At 58.9% G+C, this 17594-nt stretch carries 12 protein-coding genes and 3 pseudogenes; 6 read left to right on the top strand and 9 right to left on the bottom strand.

Features of this window, described 5'->3' with window-relative positions:
- Both ACYVD0_RS11010 and ACYVD0_RS11015 read right to left on the bottom strand, forming a co-directional pair.
- A partial coding sequence (locus tag ACYVD0_RS11010) for a helix-turn-helix domain-containing protein (RefSeq protein ID WP_460426859.1) occupies positions 1 to 226 on the bottom strand: 226 nt, incomplete at its 3' end.
- Between the two features lie 313 nt (positions 227 to 539).
- The gene (locus ACYVD0_RS11015; protein WP_460426860.1) at positions 540 to 1466 is read right to left on the bottom strand and encodes an AraC family transcriptional regulator; all 927 of its coding nucleotides are present in this window, start codon (positions 1464 to 1466) and stop codon (positions 540 to 542) included.
- Between the two features lie 660 nt (positions 1467 to 2126).
- Between ACYVD0_RS11015 and ACYVD0_RS11020 the strand changes: the two genes are divergently transcribed.
- Positions 2127 to 3641 carry a mannitol dehydrogenase family protein gene (locus ACYVD0_RS11020; protein WP_460426861.1) on the top strand — a complete coding sequence of 505 codons (1515 nt, stop codon included), beginning with the start codon at positions 2127 to 2129 and terminating at the stop codon, positions 3639 to 3641.
- Positions 3642 to 3740: 99 nt separating this feature from the next.
- Positions 3741 to 3938: pseudogene (gene tnpA, locus ACYVD0_RS11025) on the top strand (IS200/IS605 family transposase); the annotation flags it as partial.
- A gap of 305 nt (positions 3939 to 4243) precedes the next feature.
- Here tnpA and ACYVD0_RS11030 read toward each other — a convergent pair.
- The 4 genes and pseudogenes from ACYVD0_RS11030 to ACYVD0_RS11045 form a co-directional block, all read right to left on the bottom strand.
- Positions 4244 to 5149, bottom strand: a complete 906-nt coding sequence (locus ACYVD0_RS11030) for a helix-turn-helix domain-containing protein (RefSeq protein WP_460426862.1) — start codon at positions 5147 to 5149, stop codon at positions 4244 to 4246.
- Between the two features lie 49 nt (positions 5150 to 5198).
- Positions 5199 to 6239 (bottom strand): NAD(P)-dependent alcohol dehydrogenase, encoded by a 1041-nt coding sequence (locus tag ACYVD0_RS11035; protein WP_460426863.1) that lies wholly within the window; start codon positions 6237 to 6239, stop codon positions 5199 to 5201.
- A gap of 16 nt (positions 6240 to 6255) precedes the next feature.
- Complete coding sequence (locus ACYVD0_RS11040) at positions 6256 to 7563, bottom strand: MFS transporter (protein WP_460426864.1); 1308 nt, start codon at positions 7561 to 7563, stop codon at positions 6256 to 6258.
- Between the two features lie 178 nt (positions 7564 to 7741).
- Positions 7742 to 8012: pseudogene (locus ACYVD0_RS11045) on the bottom strand (IS3 family transposase); the annotation flags it as partial.
- 685 nt (positions 8013 to 8697) lie between these two features.
- Here ACYVD0_RS11045 and ACYVD0_RS11050 point away from each other — a divergent pair.
- Complete coding sequence (locus tag ACYVD0_RS11050; RefSeq protein ID WP_460426865.1) at positions 8698 to 10443, top strand: purine-cytosine permease family protein; 1746 nt, start codon at positions 8698 to 8700, stop codon at positions 10441 to 10443.
- 436 nt (positions 10444 to 10879) lie between these two features.
- Here ACYVD0_RS11050 and ACYVD0_RS11055 read toward each other — a convergent pair whose 3' ends face one another.
- A complete protein-coding gene (locus tag ACYVD0_RS11055) occupies positions 10880 to 12232 on the bottom strand; it encodes a GntP family permease (RefSeq protein WP_460426866.1) in 1353 nt (450 codons plus the stop codon).
- A gap of 80 nt (positions 12233 to 12312) precedes the next feature.
- On the bottom strand, positions 12313 to 12837 hold the full coding sequence (locus tag ACYVD0_RS11060) for a gluconokinase (RefSeq protein WP_460426867.1): 525 nt from the start codon (positions 12835 to 12837) through the stop codon (positions 12313 to 12315).
- 331 nt (positions 12838 to 13168) lie between these two features.
- Here ACYVD0_RS11060 and gntR point away from each other — a divergent pair, with 331 nt between their 5' ends.
- Together gntR and edd are read left to right on the top strand one after the other, a co-directional pair.
- Positions 13169 to 14200, top strand: a complete 1032-nt coding sequence (gntR, locus tag ACYVD0_RS11065; RefSeq protein ID WP_460426868.1) for a LacI family DNA-binding transcriptional regulator — start codon at positions 13169 to 13171, stop codon at positions 14198 to 14200.
- 250 nt (positions 14201 to 14450) lie between these two features.
- Positions 14451 to 16277, top strand: a complete 1827-nt coding sequence (gene edd / locus ACYVD0_RS11070) for an IlvD/Edd family dehydratase (RefSeq protein ID WP_460426869.1) — start codon at positions 14451 to 14453, stop codon at positions 16275 to 16277.
- 6 nt (positions 16278 to 16283) lie between these two features.
- Here edd and ACYVD0_RS11075 read toward each other — a convergent pair whose 3' ends face one another.
- A complete protein-coding gene (locus tag ACYVD0_RS11075; RefSeq protein WP_460426870.1) occupies positions 16284 to 17153 on the bottom strand; it encodes a MurR/RpiR family transcriptional regulator in 870 nt (289 codons plus the stop codon).
- A 175-nt stretch (positions 17154 to 17328) separates the two neighbouring features.
- Here ACYVD0_RS11075 and ACYVD0_RS11080 point away from each other — a divergent pair.
- A pseudogene (locus ACYVD0_RS11080) lies at positions 17329 to 17594 on the top strand (glucose-6-phosphate dehydrogenase); the annotation flags it as partial.

Below are 17594 nucleotides of genomic sequence, written 5' to 3' on the forward strand. Positions count from 1 at the left end.
AGGTCCGTCCGCTTGCCTGGCGCCGACCTCGTGTCCTGGATTTCAGACCTTCGCTGCCTTGCTCGCTGTAGCGTTTGGACCAGGCTAGTACGGTACTCAGATGTACGCCCAATACGTCGGCAACCTCTTGCCAAGTCAGTTCGCGCTGCTCACGCAGATTCATGGCCAGGCGTCGCATCTGGTCCTGAGTTTCTCGAGAGAGCTTTCGGGCATCGATCTTTTTCATGTCCCTTTATATCGTGAATTTGATTGCCGCGTTAATAAAGGTATTTGTGCGTTTGAGAAACCGGTAGTCGCGTCTGGGACGGTTCCGTTGCAAGGTTTGCTCGGCTGGCACGTTCTGTGTACCGCTCAACAGCTTCGCAATGCTGTGCATCGAGAGCTTGCGGGTGCATAGCTTGTCCAGAGGCCTGCGACGGTAGGCTATCCCAGGCGACCGGATAAGAGCATTGGGCCAGGTTGCTCTGGACGAAGCCCTTTTCGCTCTGGGTGAGTTCGAATTTCGCCATCGGCCAGGCCGCAGACTGGCGCGGCGGAAACTATTCCGTCGCCGTGCCGCAGTGGAAATCAGGCAAGCAGGCAACTCCCGCCAATTTGCGATAGCTGGATGGGGTCATTTCCTTGAGCCCCATAAAATGGCGATTGAAATTTGATATATTGGTAAAGCCCACTTCGAAACAGATATTTGTAATCGGCAGGTCACTGTGTACCAGCAGATCGCAGGCGCGGGTGATGCGCAGGCTGTTGACGAACTCTACAAAGCGCCGCCCGGTCGCTTGGCGAAAAAACTTTGAGAAGTAAGTTGGCTGCATGCCGAGTTCTTCGGCAACTTCCTCCAAACTTAGATTCTCGTGGTAATGATTGAAGATGTAGTTGACCGCCTGATTTACACGCTGCTGGTTCTTTTCGCCAGTGATGGTCAGATAATGCTCGCTGGAAAGCAGGTGGTACTGATCTGCCTTGGCAAGAAGGCCCATGATGGACAAGAAGTGAGCCAGGGATTCCAGTCCGTTGGAGGTCGCTATTTTCTGCATCAGGCCCTGTGCTTCACGGATAGTAGCAGCATCCTGGAATTCGATGCCGAAGCTGGCCTGCTGTAGCAAACCATCCAGTTCAGTGAATTCCGGCAGGACATTGCGTGCAGTCTGGATCATTTCATCGGTGAATACGACAACCTGGTCCCGCTCCGGATAGATTGCTTGTTCTTCTGTATGACTGATCCAGTTATGGGGAAGGTTGGGGCCAATCAGGAATAGAGTGCCGGGATAAAAGTTGCCAATGTAATCCCCAACGAAAACCTTGCCGCTGCTGTGGGTGATCAGGTGCAGTTCGTATTCCTTGTGGTAGTGCCAGCGGACCAGAGGGTCGGGAAAACCGTGCTTTCGATAAAGGATCGAGCTGTGCTCCTTGGGGGGAATCAGCTCGTAGGAGGGGGATGACTGACGTGTTGTGGCTCGCTTGCTCATCACCTTGGGTTTGGATCTTGTCAGGATGTGCGTACTGCAAGCATATATAAAGAAATAAAGCTTGTACACTTTGTAATTTCAGAAATAAGCTTTACCAATTTAACTTTTTGATTTTTATGGATTTATTTTTTGTGAAGCGCTAGCGCTAGCTGAGTGCGCCTGTTCCTTGTGCAAAAAAGTACAGGTTTTTTGGATGTTATGAATTTGTCTTGGTAGTAAATAGCCGGTGTAATCCATTTCATCCTGAGTCTCCCGTCGAATAACCCTCATTGGCGAAGGGAGGTTGACAAGAAAGATAAAAAATAGCTGATCGTGTGATCGGCAGAGGACTTGGCAATCATGAGCTATCCATCAAGCCTGGCCGTGCAGCCTGCTCATTCCTTACCACTATCCCATAAGGCGATTTGTCACCGGCTCTGTCACGCCGGGAGTGGCTTTCTTGAAGAGCTTCGTCAAGGCGACCGAGGGTTCGGGTGTCACCGTCACGCTTCGCTCAAGCCAAGCTCGTCAGCCTGGGTGGCCTGATTTCCCCCGACATCACCTTTTACTTCGAACTCTTTTTAATACGCGTCTTCAGGCGCACCGGGATCCTTGTTGCCTGACAAAAGGCCGGGCTTCGTTGGTCCCCGACAAACCCGAGCGGTCTAGAGGTAGCAAAACGTGAAACTCAATACCAAAAATCTGTCTCAACTTCCTGAGCGTGTTCAGCGCCCTCTATACGACCGCAAGCAGGTCAAGCAGGGAATCGTGCATATTGGTGTCGGTGGTTTTCATCGCGCCCATCAGGCGATCTATACCGAGATGCTGCTCAACCGGGGCAAGGCCAGCGAGTGGGGCATTTGTGGGGTGGGGCTGCGCTCGGAAGATCGAGCCATGCAGGAGGCCCTCGCCTCCCAAGACTATCTCTATACCCTCTATGAGCTAGGCGACAGCGACAACACACAGATCCAGGTGGTCGGCGTCCTCGGCGATTTCCTGCTCGCCGAGGACGGCTCCGAAGCGCTGATTCGCAAGCTGGCTGACCCCGACACCCGGATCGTATCGTTGACCATCACCGAGGGTGGCTATTGCACCGACGACAGTAGCGGCCAGTTCAATGCCGATCTGCCGCAAATCCGCCATGACCTGGCCAATCCGCAGCAGCCTCGGACAGTATTCGGTTTTCTGACCGAGGCCCTGGCCCGCCGCCGTGCAGCCGGCATCAAGCCGTTTACCGTGATGTCGTGCGATAACCTGCCGCATAACGGCCAAGTGGCACGCAATGCCCTGCTGAGTTTTGCCAAGCTGCGTGACGCCGAGCTTCATGACTGGATCGCCACCAACGTCAGCTTTCCGAATGCAATGGTCGACCGGATCACTCCGATGACCAGTGATGCGCATCGCCTCCAGTTGCGGGAGGAAACCGGCATCGAGGATGCCTGGCCGGTGGTGGCCGAGCCTTTCCTGCAGTGGGTGCTGGAGGACAAGTTCTGCAACGGTCGTCCGTCCTGGGAGGAAGTTGGCGTGCAGTTCACCGACGATGTCACGCCTTATGAGGAGATGAAGATTCGTCTCCTCAACGGCAGCCATATGGCCATGGCCTACCTCGGTGCATTGCTCGGTCACCGCTATGCGCACGAGGCAATGCAGGATGCGCAGCTGCAGGAGTTTGTCCGCACCTACATGGACCGGGATGTCACGCCGCTGCTGGCCGAAGTGCCCGGCATCGATCTGGAGAAATACAAGGACACGCTGATCGAGCGTTTTTCCAACACGACAATCTGTGACCAGATCAGTCGGCTTTGCTCCGACGGCTCATCCAAGCTCCCGAAGTTCGTACTGCCGACCCTGCTTGGCCAGATTGAATCTGGCGTTGACATGCGGCGTACGACGCTGATTCTGGCCGCCTGGTGCCACTACCTGCGCGGCCTCGACGAGCAAGGTGGAACCTATCCGATTCTCGATCCGCGTGCCGCCTCGCTACAGGAGGCCGCATGCCTCAAGGAGCGTCTGGTCGAGAATTTCCTGGGGCTCGAGGATGTGTTCGGGCACAAGATTCCGGCTTCTGCCACATTCGTAGCAACCTTCCGCCTGCAGCTTGAGCGTTTGCAGACACTCGGCGTGCGCGCCACGCTTAAGTTGATAATGGCGGAGGAAGTTGGAGCAGACGACAAGAAGTTTGCAACCTTCATTTAAATAAATAAGGTAATCCCCCGGCTAAGCCGGGGGACTCCTTGAGGTTTGACCGTGTGATGCGGTCATCGGGAGCCTTCTGTCTCGACCAGGAGGTACCCGATGAGAGACTATCAGAGTCTCGCGCACACGAAGTGGGACTGTAAGTGTCACGTTGTTTTCATCCCGAAGAGGCGCAAAAAGGCGATCTTCGGCGCGACTCGAAAGCACCTTGGCGAGCAGTTGCATGAGTTGGCGAGGCAGAGGGAATGCTGGATAGTGGAGGGCCATTTGATGCCTGAGCATGTCCATATGTGCATTCAATAGGTTGCAAGAAGACATCTTGAAAGCCCTGGTACTTAGCACCCGGCGTAACTGTTTGCCCAGAAAATCCGTGGAAATACCTGTCCGCAATGCGGCCTCTATGCTCAGCCGACTCAATCCCACCGCCACGTTGAAAGGAGAACCACCCGTCCCGCTATTGCCTTGAAATCGACTTGCCTTGGTAAGTTACTGTGCGCTGGCTCGACAAAAAATCGAATAATAACTCGCCGCATATTCTAAAAACATGTTGCATCCTCTTTGCGGAGGATGCTTCGAATTCTTCTGGTCATGCTAATGTTCCCTTATTTTCTAATAACGGATTGTTGTATGATCTGTTTACGGTAATCGCTGGGTGTTTCATGCATTTCATGGCGGAAGTGACGATTGAAGTTCGACAGGTTGCTATAGCCCACCTCGAAGCAGATCTCTGCGATCGACTGCTGGCTTTGCAGTAGCAGGCGACACGCCCGCTGGATCCGCAACTTGCGGATCAGGTCAACGAAGGTATGTCCGGTCGTACGCTTGAAAAAGCGTGAGAAGGCCGGCTCGCTCATCTGCAGACGCTGCGCGATGACCGACATGCGGATTTCCCCGGCCAGATTTCCCAGAATGTAATCGAAGATCCGATTCATCCGCTCGCTCGTCAGGCTATTCAGCATTGGCGCATATTGCGGGCTGGCCAGCGTACGGCTCTCATCGACTCCAGCCTGGGCCAGGGTTTCCAGGAGCGACAGAAACAACACCAGGCGTTTCAGACCGCCTGTCTGCCCGATGGCCTCCAGCAGGCGGGCAGCAGTACGGGCTGCCTCGCCAGTGAATTCGATACCTTGCCGAGCCCGACTGAACAGGGATTGCAACTCGCCCAGTTCGGGCAGTGTTTCACGCAGACGCAGCAGGGCTTCCCCATCGAATTGCAGAACCACATCGCGTCCCAGGATACTTTGCTCCGGCGCCAGGTCGCTGATCCAGTCATGGGGTAGCCCGGGGCCCATCAGCGCCACATGGCCAGGACCGAAGTGGCCGATATAGTCCCCGGCAAGCAGCTTGCCATTGCCTTGACGGATCAGGTGTATCTCGAATTCAGGGTGATGGTTCCAGCGCGCCAGTGGATACGGGTAATCGTGTTCATACCACCGGAAGCTGTGTTGTGGCTCGTTAAGAATCACCTCCAGATCCGAAGTCCTCTCGCCGAGTTGCCTGCCTTTCATCACCCTGCGGCTTCCGTTCTAACCTGTCATGTCAAGGTAGCTATTGCGCTCAGGCATCGCCAAAGGTGATTTGCACTTTCACATCGCCCGGTTGGGCGCTGGCTGCCCGCTCAAAAGCCTCGACGCCCTGTTCAAAGGGAAAGGTTGCCGAGATCAGCGGTTCCAAATCGACCTTGCCGCTGGCGATCAGGTTTACGGCCCGCTCGTAGACATTGGCATAGCGGAACACGGTCTCGATCCTGATCTCCTTGGCCTGGGCCGCCACCACATCGAAGGGCACGTGCTCGACCGGCATGCCCACCAGTACCAGCGCCCCGCCCGGGCAGACGGCCGCCAGCGCATCGCCATAGGCCCGGGCGCTGCCGCTGGCCTCGAACACCGCGTCCGCGCCCCAGCCGCCGGTGGCCTCGGCCACCTTGTCCTGCAGGGACTGCTCGCGCACGTTGACGGCGGTGATGCCCTCATAGCGCTGGGCGATGGCCAGCTTCTCCACCATCAGGTCGGACACCAGCACCCGGCTCGCGCCCCCGGCCAGGGCGGCCAGGGCGGTCATCATGCCGATCGTGCCGGCGCCGATGACGACGGCGACATCGCCGGGTTTGATGCGCGCCTTGACCGCTGCCTGCATGCCGATGGCGAAAGGTTCCACCAGCGCCCCTTCGGCAAAGCTAACGTGATCGGGCAGCTTGTAGGCGAAGGCCGCTGGATGGATGACCTCGGGGGTCAGGCAGCCATGGACCGGCGGAGTCGCCCAGAACACCACCGCCGGATCGACGTTATAGAGCCCCAGACGCGAGGCTTTGGACTTGGGATCGGGAATGCCCGGCTCCATGCAGACGCGGTCTCCCTTGGTCAGGTGCGTCACATTGCTGCCGACTTCGACGACCGTACCGGCCGCCTCATGCCCCAGCACCATCGGCTGATCGACAATGAAAGGGCCGATCCGGCCATGGGTGTAGTAATGAACATCGCTGCCGCACACGCCTACGGTATGGATGCGGATACGCACATCGTCCGGACCCAGCATCAGGGGCAAGTCGATATCGCGAATCTTCAAGTCGTGCTGCTTTTCCAGGACCAGAGCTTTCATGGATGGCCTCTCCTGTTCAGATGGCTTTGCTGGTTTTCGATTGATGCGAGAAGGGAGCGGTAAGCTTGGCTTTATGCTCAAAGCCCGGTTGATCGACGTGGATGAAATAGGTCAGTACTACTCCAAGCAGGTAAAGCAAGGCGTAGATCCAGACGATGCCCTCCACGCCCACCGTGGAGATGCCCAAGGTGGCAATGGCTGGTCCCATGAAGGTGGAGAGTCCGGCAGCCAGGTTATGCGCGGAGAGGGCCGCGCCCTTGTGTTCTGGGGCTATGGTGGGAAAGATCGCGCCCATGGGCACGAAGGCGGACACCCCGATGCCCAGGGCAACCGCTGCCAATATGGCTCCAGGGAAACTGGCGCCATAAGTGAGCGGCACGTAATAGAAGGCCAGGGTGGCGAGCGCGCATCCGGCACAGCCGAACCAGCGCATCTGGAAGACCCAGCCGATCCGGTCGCCGATCAATCCCCACATCACATTGGTAAAAATGGTGACGATGAACAGGGCGCCCCAGATGCGCAGCCATTGTTCCATCGTGAAGCCCACCTCGGCGGAGGTGAAGAACAGCGGCATGATCACGGGAAAGCCGAAAAGCGGCAGATTGCAGATAATCCGTACAAGGGCAGCGATAAGAATGCTGCGATGGTCGAACAGAATAGTGGCGCCACGGCTCAACTCACGAAGACGTCCGGCAAGACTCGTATTGGCACCGGTATCTGCCCTCTGCCAATCTCTCACTAGAAGCATGACCATGGCGCCCGCTACTGCCACCCAGGCGACCGCCATCCATAGGGTGCCCATGAAGCCGATGTGCGGGATGGTGAAGCTGGGCAGATAAGTTCCCAAAAAGCCGATACCGATGGAGTACATCGTCCAGTACCAGCCCATGGCCGAGGCCTGACGCTCTCTCGGAGCAACGTGCGCGACCCAGACGACGAAGGCATAGATGAACAAGGGATAGGCCAGGCCGCGGATCCCATAGAACAACACCATCAAGGCGTAGTTCTTTTCACCCAGGCCAAAGAGCAGGAAAAGCACATGGAATACGATCCAGGCGATCACGCCGATGCGCATGATCCGGCGCGGTCCGAAAATGTCGGCCAGTACGCCGGAACTCCAACTGGACAGGGCTGCCAGTAATCCATAGACGGTAAAGAGGAACGAGGCCTGGGTGGGCGAGAAACCGAGGTCGACGACATAGCGCGACAGGAAAGCTAGTTCAATGCCGTCTCCCGTCATGAACACGGCAATGGCAATATAACCCCAGATGAGGGACAAGGGCATGCCGAATAACAGCCCTCGTGATTCTTCACGCTGAACCATGATGGTTTCCTTTGTTGTATTTGTAGTTAATACGCCACCGCACATATAGACTGTCGCAAGTTTGGTGGCTGGCCTTTTTAGGTTAATTATGGCGAGACCGGATTGGCTAGCGCGCCTATTGCAAATAACTAATACTTTTTTTCAGGAGTGATCTTGCCCAGCAGCCGTGGACACGGGTTTAAGCACTCATCCGAGCCTCGAAGGCTTCCGGGCTGATATGTCCCAGCGTTGCTGTGGCGACGCTGGCGGTTGTAGTCGGTTTCGATGTATTCAAACACGGTTTCACGCATCTGGGCGCGGCTGTTGAAGTGGCTGTTGAAGCGCTTGCCGTGGATGCGCTCGACCTTCAGGCTGTGGAAGAAGCTCTCTGCACAGTCGTAGCAGTTGCCCTTTGCGCTCATGCTGCAACGTAGGTGCTGGGCACGGATCAGCTCCTGATAGGCCGACGAGTAGTTCGCCTATGCCCCTGGGCCCAAGGGCAGTATGCTCCTTGGACGATCAGCTCGTAGGAGTGCGATGATTGACGTGTTGTTGCTCGCTTGTTTATCACCCAGACTTTTGATCTTGTCAGGGTGCGCGTACTACGGAAATAGATAAAAAGTGGAGCTTGTATGCTTTGTTATTTTGGAAACAAGCATATTTTTTAAGTTTTTGATTTTTGAATATTTGTTTGGGGGCGGGGCTTGTCTGGCCTGGCTGCCATTTTTTGCAAAAAAGTACAGGTTTTTGGGCGGTTATGAGTTTGCCTTGGTGGTGAATGCCCGGTGTAATTCATCTCACCTCGGCTTCCTCGTCGAGTATTCCTCTTTCGCGGGGGGAGGGTCACAATAAAGATAAAATAACTGATCGCGCGATCAGCAGGAGTGAATAATAATGAAACATACATTGATCCCAAGCGTGCTTGCTCTCTCCATTGCGCTTCTATCTCAGAAAGCTCTGCAAAAGCCTGCTTCCGCTCCTCCCATGGGCTAGAGCCCGTAACAAAATGATTTCCTGAATCTGAGAAAGACTGCTTCCGTTCCGCCAGCGGATGGCTAGAGCCCGTAACGACGGAGTCCGCAAAGGCAGGGCTTGAGCCGGACAGGCCTTTTTCAGATGGTTTCCTTAAACAGTGAAATTATAAGAAGCATTGAAATGAAAATAGAAACGCATAATCAAGTTTTAGCTGGCATGAGCGAAGAGCAATTGCCAATACCGAAGCATAAACTTCACGGCTGGACCCACTTTATGGGGCTGTATGCCGGCGAGCACGTTGCCGCAACCGAGTTCGTCATCGGTGCAACTTTCGTGGCGATGGGGGCCCAAATCATGGATATCCTGCTGGGGTTGCTGATCGGTAACATCCTGGCGATCCTTAGTTGGACCTTGATTACCACGCCGATTGCCGTGGAAACCAGGTTGAGCCTGTATACCTACCTGCACAAGATTGCGGGTGGGAATATGACGAAGCTCTATAACTGGGCGAACATTGTTATTTTTACTGTGATATCTGCAGCGATGATAACCGTGTCATCAACGGCAGTTCGGTTCTTGTTCGACATACCGGCACAGTTGAACTGGTTTCCAACAGACCCCTGGTTTGTCATGGTTGTGCTGGGGGTTGGCATAATCGTGGTCTTGGTCGCCATGTACGGTTTTAATGCTGTTTCCGACTTCTCGGGAATCTGTGCACCTTGGCTATTTGTCATGTTTGCCAGTGGCGCACTTGTTTTGATGCCAGTTTTGGCCGAGTCGGTTCTTGGCCGCACCACCTTGAGTGGCTGGAGCGACTTTGTACATATTGGCAGCCAGTCGATCTGGACAGGGATGAATGCTCAGGGAGAGCCGGGGATCGGGTTGCTTGAGGTGATTGGCTTCGCATGGGCGGCCAACACGATTACGCACTTCGGTTTGATTGACATGGCCTTGTTGCGCTATTCCAAGAAAAAGACCTATGGCCTCTGCACGAGTTCGGGCATGCTGTTCGGCCACTATATCGCCTGGATTGCTGCAGGGATCATGGGAGCGGGCACCGCTGTCCTTCTGAAAACCTCGATTACCACTCTGGACCCCGGTGATGTGGCCTTCCATGCACTCGGTTTGTCGGGATTCGTAATTGTGATCGTTGCCGGCTGGACGACTGCCAATGCCAACCTCTACCGGGCCGGTCTTGCCGCGCAGGCGATCTTCCATAATCACTCTCGCAAGCAGACCACACTGGTCGTCGGCATCGTGACTGTGATCGTTGCTTGTTTCCCCTTTGTTTTTTCGAAAATGCTACCCTTGCTGACCTATGCGGGCCTGCTGGTTGTGCCGGTCGGAGCCATTGTCTTCGCCGAGCACTTCATATTCCCCCGTATCGGTTTGACCCGCTACTGGGTAACCTATCGCAAACTCACCCATAGCACTCCGGCAGTTGCCTCATGGGGCGCAGGCCTTGTGTTCGGCTTTGGCCTGAATGCACTGGATATCATATCCTTCTATTATCTGTTCGTTCCGACCTGGGTCTTTACGATCATCGTATACACGATCATGGCCAAGATGTACGGTGCCGGGAAACAGTATCCCGAGGAGGAGGCCGAGTTGCTGGCTTTTGAAAAGAAAGTCGAGGTTTTCCAGAAAGAGCAGGCCAAGGCCTACAAGATGCCTGTCAAGGACAACACCACTTTCTCGAAGTGGCTCCACGTAGTGGCCCGCGCAAGCTTGACCATTGCCCTGCTGCTGGCTTGCAACACGATGTTCTTCAGCCAGGACATGGCGGCCTACGAAGAAAACCGCGAGACTTTCTACAATGTAGGGTTTGCTTGTACCGTGATTTATTTCGCGGCTGCCTATTGGGCGATGCGTCGGCGCAAGGCTCTTACTGAGGCTCAGGAGCTGGGTCAGCCTGTTCTCCTCTGAATGGCTAGAGTTGGGCCGGACTTGTTCGGTGTTTTCTTAAGGAAACTCCGAACAAGTCAGCACCCATCCGGCATGGCTTGATCAATCCGTTATCCGCCCGGCCGAACCCGGGAGATGCATCCAGAAACCAGGGTAAAGCCCTGGTTTCTGCTTTTTACAGGGGCATCACTCCTGTCGGCCAACAAATGCCGCTGCGCCATTCACGGATTCGACAGGGCAGCCCCTTCCGCCTGGCATAAGGCGAGCAGCGCCTGTTTCTGGCAATCGCTCACATTATCAAGTTCACCCATGGTGCTTTTCCGATGCGGCCACCAAGCTGAACGGGGTCGCCATGGCGACGCGACTCACACCGAGGAGCCGCCAGAGTTGCCGGGGCGGTTCAGTGCCGTGCGATCCCGACTCGCCTGGAGCGAATCGGGACCGCAGCTTCGCTCGATCAAACCACCAGCGAAAGCAGCAGGATGAACACCAGGCCGACCACGGAAAGCAGGGTCTCCATAGCGGTCCAGGTCTTGAAGGTTTCCAGTACCGTCATGTTGAAGTACTGCTTGACCATCCAGAAACCGGCGTCGTTGACGTGGGAAAGGATCAGCGAGCCGGCGCCGGTGGCGAGCACCAGCAACTCCCGGTTGACGCCGGGCACCAGATCGATCACCGGCACCACGATGCCGGCCCCGGTAATGGTGGCGACCGTGGCCGAGCCGGTGGCGATGCGGATCAGCGCGGCGACCAGCCAGGCCAGCAAGATTGGCGAGATCTGCGCGTTCACCGCCATCTGACCGATCACGTTGCCCACCCCGCTGACCACCAGCATCTGTTTGAAGCCGCCGCCGGCGCCGATGATCATGACGATGGCGGCGGTCGGCCCCAGGCTTTCCTCGAGCAGTCGGAGGACTCGCTTGGGCTCGAAACCGCGGGCGTAGCCGAAGGTGTAAAGCGACAGCAGCAGGGCCAGCAGCAGGGCGCTGATCGGGTGGCCGATCATGTCCATCCAGGCGCGGATCATATGCCCCTCGGGCAGGGCCACGTCGGCGAAGGTCTTCAGCAGCATCAAGAGCACCGGCAACAGGACGGTCACCAGCGTCACATTGAAGCTCGGCAGGTTGCTGGCTTCGGGCTCGTGGGCGAGCTGCTCCATCAACTCGGGGGAGGGGGTTCCGGGAATGTAGCGGGAGATGAAGGAGCCGAACAGCGGGCCGGCGATGATGCCGGTCGGCAGGGCCACGATCAGACCGTAGAGGATGGTCTTGCCGATGTCCGCGCCGAACACGCCGATGGCTAGCAGCGGGCCGGGATGCGGCGGCACCAGGCCGTGGACCACAGATAGGCCGGCGAGCAGCGGAATGCCGATCTTGATCAGCGAAACCCCGGTGCGCCGGGCGACGATGAACACCAGCGGGATCAGCAGGACGAAACCGATCTCGAAAAACAGCGGAATGCCGACGAGAAAGGCGGCGAACATCATCGACCACTGCACGCGCTCCTTGCCGAAGGCCTGGATCAGGGTGCGGGCGATCTGATCGGCACCGCCGGACTCGGCCATCATCTTGCCGAGCATGGTGCCCAGCGCGAGGATCACGCCGACGAAGCCGAGGACGCTGCCGAAGCCGTCCTGGAAGGACTTGACGACCTTTTCCACCGGCATGCCCGAGGTCAGGCCAAGGAAGAGAGCGGCGATGATCAGAGCGATGAAAGGGTGCAGCTTGAAGCGGGTGATCAGGACGATCAGGCCGACGATGGTGATTACTGCATCCAGCAGCAGGAAGGTATCGTGGGACATGCCCAACATGGGAGGATCTCCTATTGTCGTTGTTTTGAGATGGAGCAACTTGAGATAGCGCTGTCTTTGCTTATTGAAAAGAAACAGCCTTAGTCTGGATCATGCTGACGCCACCATTCGTGGGCGGCGGCGGCCAGCTGCGGCACATCCTCGCGTGAGGCATCCAGGACCAGGGTCAGGGGTTCGTTCAGGGGCGGTTCGAGCGTGGCGAACTGGCTGTCGATCATGCTCGCCGGCATGAAGTGGCTGGGGCGCTCGGCAACACGGCGGGCCGCGACGGCCGGGGTCAGTTCGAGGAACACGAAGCCGAGTCCCGGCACCGCACTGCGCAGGCGTTCCCGGTAGCTCCGCTTCAAGGCCGAGCAGGAGAGCACCGGACGCTGTCCGGTGGCAATGGAGCGGCGCAGCTCGTCGCACAGAAGGTCTAGCCAGTCGCTGCGGTCCTCGTCACTCAGTGGGATGCCGGCGCTCATCTTGCGGATGTTTTCCGGAGGGTGGAAGGCATCGCCCTCGATAGGGGTCGCGCCGTTGAGTTCGCAGAGCGCCTGGCTGACGCTGGACTTGCCGCAACCGGCAACGCCCATGATCACCAGTGCATGGATGGGTGGAAGCATATGGCACCTCGGCATGGAGACAGCGCTATCTTTGCGGTAGGGGCGGCCGCAAAACTGAAGCTGTCACCGATTTGTTGTCGTTGTTGTGACTTGCCCGGTGGGCTTGTCCGGAAACGGTGGCAAGTGGCGGATCGAGCTGTGCTCAGCCGATTGCCGCACCACTGAGACAGCGCTATCCTAGGGGCGGCACTTTTGTTTGACAAGCGGGCCGGATGCGATATGGGGGAGACAGCGGCGGCGAAGCGAGGCGAAAATAGCTGACCTGCGGACGCTGCAGCCCTCACGGTGCCTGCCGTTCGATCCCGATGCTGCATATGGTGCGATTGCCCTGATGACCGCCTCTAAGAATGACAAGAGTACACGTACTACCGGACGTCCGACACTCAACGAAGTGGCGCGCAGTGCCGGTGTCAGTCCCATCACCGCCTCCCGAGCCCTGCGCGGCATCCCCAGCGTTGCCGAGGAGCTGGTGCAGAGGGTCCGCGAGGCTGCCCGCGAGCTTGGCTATGTGGCCAATCCGGCGGCACGGGCTCTGGCTTCCGCGCGCAGTCAGACTGTAGCGGTGGTGGTGCCTTCCCTGGGCAACCAGCTGTTCGTCGAAACCCTTGAAGCCATACACACAGTGATGCGGACGAAGGGGTTGGAGGTGCTGATCGGCAACTCCCACTATTCGCGCGAAGAGGACGAGGATCTGATCCGTAACTACCTCGCCTATCAGCCGCGCGGTCTGCTGCTCACTGGCTTCGAGCGAACCGAGAGCGCGCGACGCATGCTCGAGGCCAGCGGTATTCCCTGCGTCTATATGATGGATCTGGATTCCGGTGCCGGCCTGCATTGTGTCGGTTTTTCGCAGTTGCGGGCCGGCGCGGCGGCGGCCGAGCACCTGATCGCGCGCGGCCGGCGGCGGATGGCCTACGTTGGTGCCCAGCTCGACCAGCGCACCCTGCTGCGCGGCGAAGGCTTCCGGCGGACCCTGCAGCAGGCCGGCCTCTACGATCCCGCCCTGGAACTGTTGACGCCGCGGTCCTCTTCCGTTGGCCTGGGTTGCGAACTGTTCGGCCAGCTGCTGGCCAGTCATCCGCAGCTCGATGGCATCTTCTTCGGCAATGACGACCTGGCCCACGGCGCCCTGCTGGAGGCTATGCGCCGCGGTGTGAAGGTTCCCGAACAGGTGGCGGTTCTCGGTTTCAACGACTTGCCGGCCTCGGCCTTCATGGTGCCGCGGCTCAGCAGCATCCGCACACCGCGAGAAGCGATCGGTCGCCAGGCGGCCGAGTTGCTGCTCGCCCTGATGGCCGGTCAGCCGATCGCCGAGCCGGTGCAGGACATGGGCTTCGAGCTGATGGTGCGCGAAAGCACCTGAGGGCTTCGATCGACTGGGAGCGGGGTGCGCTCGCAGCGCAGAAAGTCGTGAAGCCGCTTTCCGTGGCGGGCCTTGCAGCTGCTTTCTTCGGCGGTTTCGCGGCTGAGCTGCTCCCGCCGGGAAGGGCGTTGGTTTGGTGTCAATGTTGTTTTAATATCAAAATATACTGATTTAATGGCTGGTATTTCCGTCGATACATGGTATTTTCGTTGTTATACAACAAATATACCCGCTACCTGGAGTCTATCCCATGCATCCCCGCGTCCTTGAGGTAACCGAGCGCCTGGTTGAACGTAGTCGTGCCACGCGCGAGCGCTATCTGGCCATTATCCATGCGGCTGCTGACGAGGGGCCGCAGCGCGGCAAGCTGCAGTGCGCCAACTTCGCCCATGGCGTGGCCGCCTGCGATGGCAGCGACAAGCAGCGTCTGCGGCTGATGGACTCCGTCAACGTGGCCATTGTCACGGCCTACAACGACATGCTCTCCGCCCACCAGCCCTACGAGCACTACCCGGAGCGGATCAAGCACGTTCTGCGCGAGATGGGCTCGGTCGGTCAGGTCGCCGGCGGCGTGCCGGCCATGTGTGATGGCGTGACCCAAGGCGAGCCGGGCATGGAGCTGGCTCTGGCCAGCCGCGAGGTGATCGCTCTGTCCACGGCGGTGGCGCTCTCCCACAACATGTTCGATGCGGCCCTGTATCTCGGCATCTGCGACAAGATCGTCCCTGGCCTGTTGATGGGTGCCCTGCGCTTCGGTCATCTGCCGGCGCTGTTCATGCCCAGCGGGCCGATGGTTTCGGGGCTGTCGAACAAAGAAAAGGCGGACGTGAGACAGCGCTACGCCGAAGGCAAGGCCAGCCGCGACGAGCTGCTCGAGTCGGAGATGAAGGCCTATCATGACGTCGGCACCTGCACCTTCTATGGCACCGCCAACACCAATCAGATGCTGATGGAGGTGATGGGCCTGCACCTGCCGGGTTCCTCCTTCGTCAACCCGGGCACCCCGCTGCGCGACCTCCTGACCGAGGAGGCCGCCCGCCAGGTCACCCGCCTGACCAGGCAGGGCGGGCAGTTCATGCCGCTTGGCGAGATCGTCGACGAGCGCGTGGTGGTCAACTCGGTGGTGGCGCTGCACGCCACCGGCGGCTCCACCAACCACACCCTGCACCTGCCGGCCATCGCCCAGGCCGCCGGCATCCAACTGACCTGGCAGGACATGGCCGACCTCTCCGAGGTGGTGCCGACCCTGACCAAGGTCTATCCGAACGGCAAGGCCGACATCAACCACTTCCAGGCCGCCGGCGGCGTGGCCTTCCTGGTCCGCGAGCTGCTCGACGCCGGGCTGCTCCACGAGGACGTCAATACCGTGGTCGGGCGCGGCCTGCGCCGCTACGCCCAGGAGCCCTTCCTCGACGGAGAGCGGCTGGTCTGGCGCGACGGCCCGGCCCAGAGCCTCGACGAGAACATCCTGCGCCCGGCGGCGCAACCCTTCTCGGCCGAGGGCGGCCTGCGGGTGATGGTCGGCAACCTGGGGCGGGGGGTGATGAAGGTGTCCGCGGTGGCGCCCGAGCATCAGGTGGTGGAGGCGCCGGCGCGGGTGTTCCGCGACCAGCAGGAGCTGGCCGATGCCTTCAAGGCCGGCGAGATGGAGCGCGACCTGGTGGCGGTGATGCTCTTCCAGGGCCCGCGCAGCAACGGCATGCCTGAGCTGCACAAGATGACCCCCTATCTGGGCGTGCTGCAGGACCGCGGCTTCAAGGTGGCGCTGGTGACCGACGGGCGCATGTCCGGCGCTTCCGGCAAGGTCCCGGCGGCCATCCACGTCTGTCCGGAAGCCATCGACGGCGGCCCGCTGGCCAAGCTGCGCGACGGCGACGTGATTCGTGTCGATGGTCAGGCCGGCACCCTGACAGTGCTGGTCGATGCCGCCGAGCTGGCCGCCCGCGAACCGGCGAGCGCCCCGCAGGGTGCCGGCGTCGGCTGCGGCCGCGAGCTGTTCGCCTTCATGCGGGCGGCCTTCAGCACGGCGGAGCAGGGCGCGAGTGCCTTCACCTCCGATCTGGAAGGGCTAAAGTAAGACCTGTTAGAGAAGTTCGTCGTCGCTCGGATAGCGGGTGCTGTTGAGACTCTCCTTGATCTTGCGCAGGTGCGGCTGGAAGTCCGTACCGCGGCGCAGGGTCATGCCGGTGGCGAGCACGTCGAGCACGGTGAGCTGGATGATCCGCGAGGTCATCGGCATGTAGATGTCGGTGTCCTCCGGCAGCGGGATGTCCAGGCTCAGGGTGCAGGCCCTGGCCAGCGGCGATCCGGCGGCGGTCAGGCCGAGCACCGAGGCGCCGTTCTCGCGGGCCAGATGCGCCACCTCGACCAGTTCGCGGGTGCGTCCAGTATAAGAAATGATCACGAAGAGATCGCCAGTATGGGCCACCGAGGCGAGCATGCGCTGCATCAATACGTCGCTCTGCGCCGACACGCCGAGATTGAAGCGGAAGAACTTGTGCTGGGCGTCCTGGGCCACCGAGGCGGAGGCGCCGAGCCCGAAGAAGTGGATCTGCCGAGCCTGGATCAGCAGGTCGACCGCCTTGTCGATGGTCTGGGGATCGAGCGCCTGGCGGGCACTGTCCAGCGAGGCGATGGTGCTGCCGAAGATTTTCCGGGTGTAGGCCTCGGGACCATCGTCAGCTTCCACGGCGCGGCTTACATAGGCGGCGCCGCTGGCCAGACTCTGGGCCAGCTGCAGTTTCAGTTCCGGGTAGCCGCTGACGCCGAACGAGCGGCAGAAGCGGTTGACGGTCGGCTCGCTGACCTGGGCGGCCTGGGCCAGCGAGGCGATGCTGTAGCGGGTGGCTTGTTGCGGGTCTTGCAAAATGACTTCGGCGACCTTGCGTTCGGCCTTGTTCAGCTCTTCTACACGATTCTGGATCTGTTCCAGCAGATTACGCGCGCGATCCATGTTGGTTCCTGGGGCGGATTATGCATTGGGTGCCTTATCGTAACTGGGCACTTCCGGATGGGGCCACTGAAAATCCTAGTTATGGGAAAATGTAGTTTTATTACACAATTTTTGTTGATGAAACGATTCAACGATGCTTTCATAAAGTCTGTACTTTGATAAAAGAACAAATATCATGACCGTCACTCCTGTCGAGCCTTGCACCTTCGCCCTCTTCGGAGCCCTGGGTGACCTGGCCTTGCGCAAGCTGTTTCCTGCTCTCTACCAACTGGAGCGTGCCGGCCTCTTGCATGCCGACATGCGCATTCTCGCCCTGGCCCTCGACGCCGGCGAGGAAAGTCGCCATCTGGCCACCATCGCCGAGCACCTGCGCCGCCATGTGCCGGGCCAGGAGCTCGACGAGACCACCCTGCAGCGCTTCCTGGCCCGCCTGGACTATCT

The organism is Azotobacter armeniacus, from assembly GCF_054779355.1.

Excerpts from the sequence above, each read along its gene's own strand:
- ACYVD0_RS11015 (WP_460426860.1), bottom strand. The coding sequence starts at position 1,466 with ATGAGCAAGCGAGCCACAACACGTCAGTCATCCCCCTCCTACGAGCTG.
- ACYVD0_RS11030 (WP_460426862.1), bottom strand. The coding sequence starts at position 5,149 with ATGAAAGGCAGGCAACTCGGCGAGAGGACTTCGGATCTGGAGGTGATT.
- ACYVD0_RS11035 (WP_460426863.1), bottom strand. The coding sequence starts at position 6,239 with ATGAAAGCTCTGGTCCTGGAAAAGCAGCACGACTTGAAGATTCGCGAT.
- ACYVD0_RS11040 (WP_460426864.1), bottom strand. The coding sequence starts at position 7,563 with ATGGTTCAGCGTGAAGAATCACGAGGGCTGTTATTCGGCATGCCCTTG.
- ACYVD0_RS11050 (WP_460426865.1), top strand. The coding sequence starts at position 8,698 with ATGAAAATAGAAACGCATAATCAAGTTTTAGCTGGCATGAGCGAAGAG.
- ACYVD0_RS11055 (WP_460426866.1), bottom strand. The coding sequence starts at position 12,232 with ATGTTGGGCATGTCCCACGATACCTTCCTGCTGCTGGATGCAGTAATC.
- ACYVD0_RS11060 (WP_460426867.1), bottom strand. The coding sequence starts at position 12,837 with ATGCTTCCACCCATCCATGCACTGGTGATCATGGGCGTTGCCGGTTGC.
- gntR (WP_460426868.1), top strand. The coding sequence starts at position 13,169 with ATGACCGCCTCTAAGAATGACAAGAGTACACGTACTACCGGACGTCCG.
- edd (WP_460426869.1), top strand. The coding sequence starts at position 14,451 with ATGCATCCCCGCGTCCTTGAGGTAACCGAGCGCCTGGTTGAACGTAGT.
- ACYVD0_RS11075 (WP_460426870.1), bottom strand. The coding sequence starts at position 17,153 with ATGGATCGCGCGCGTAATCTGCTGGAACAGATCCAGAATCGTGTAGAA.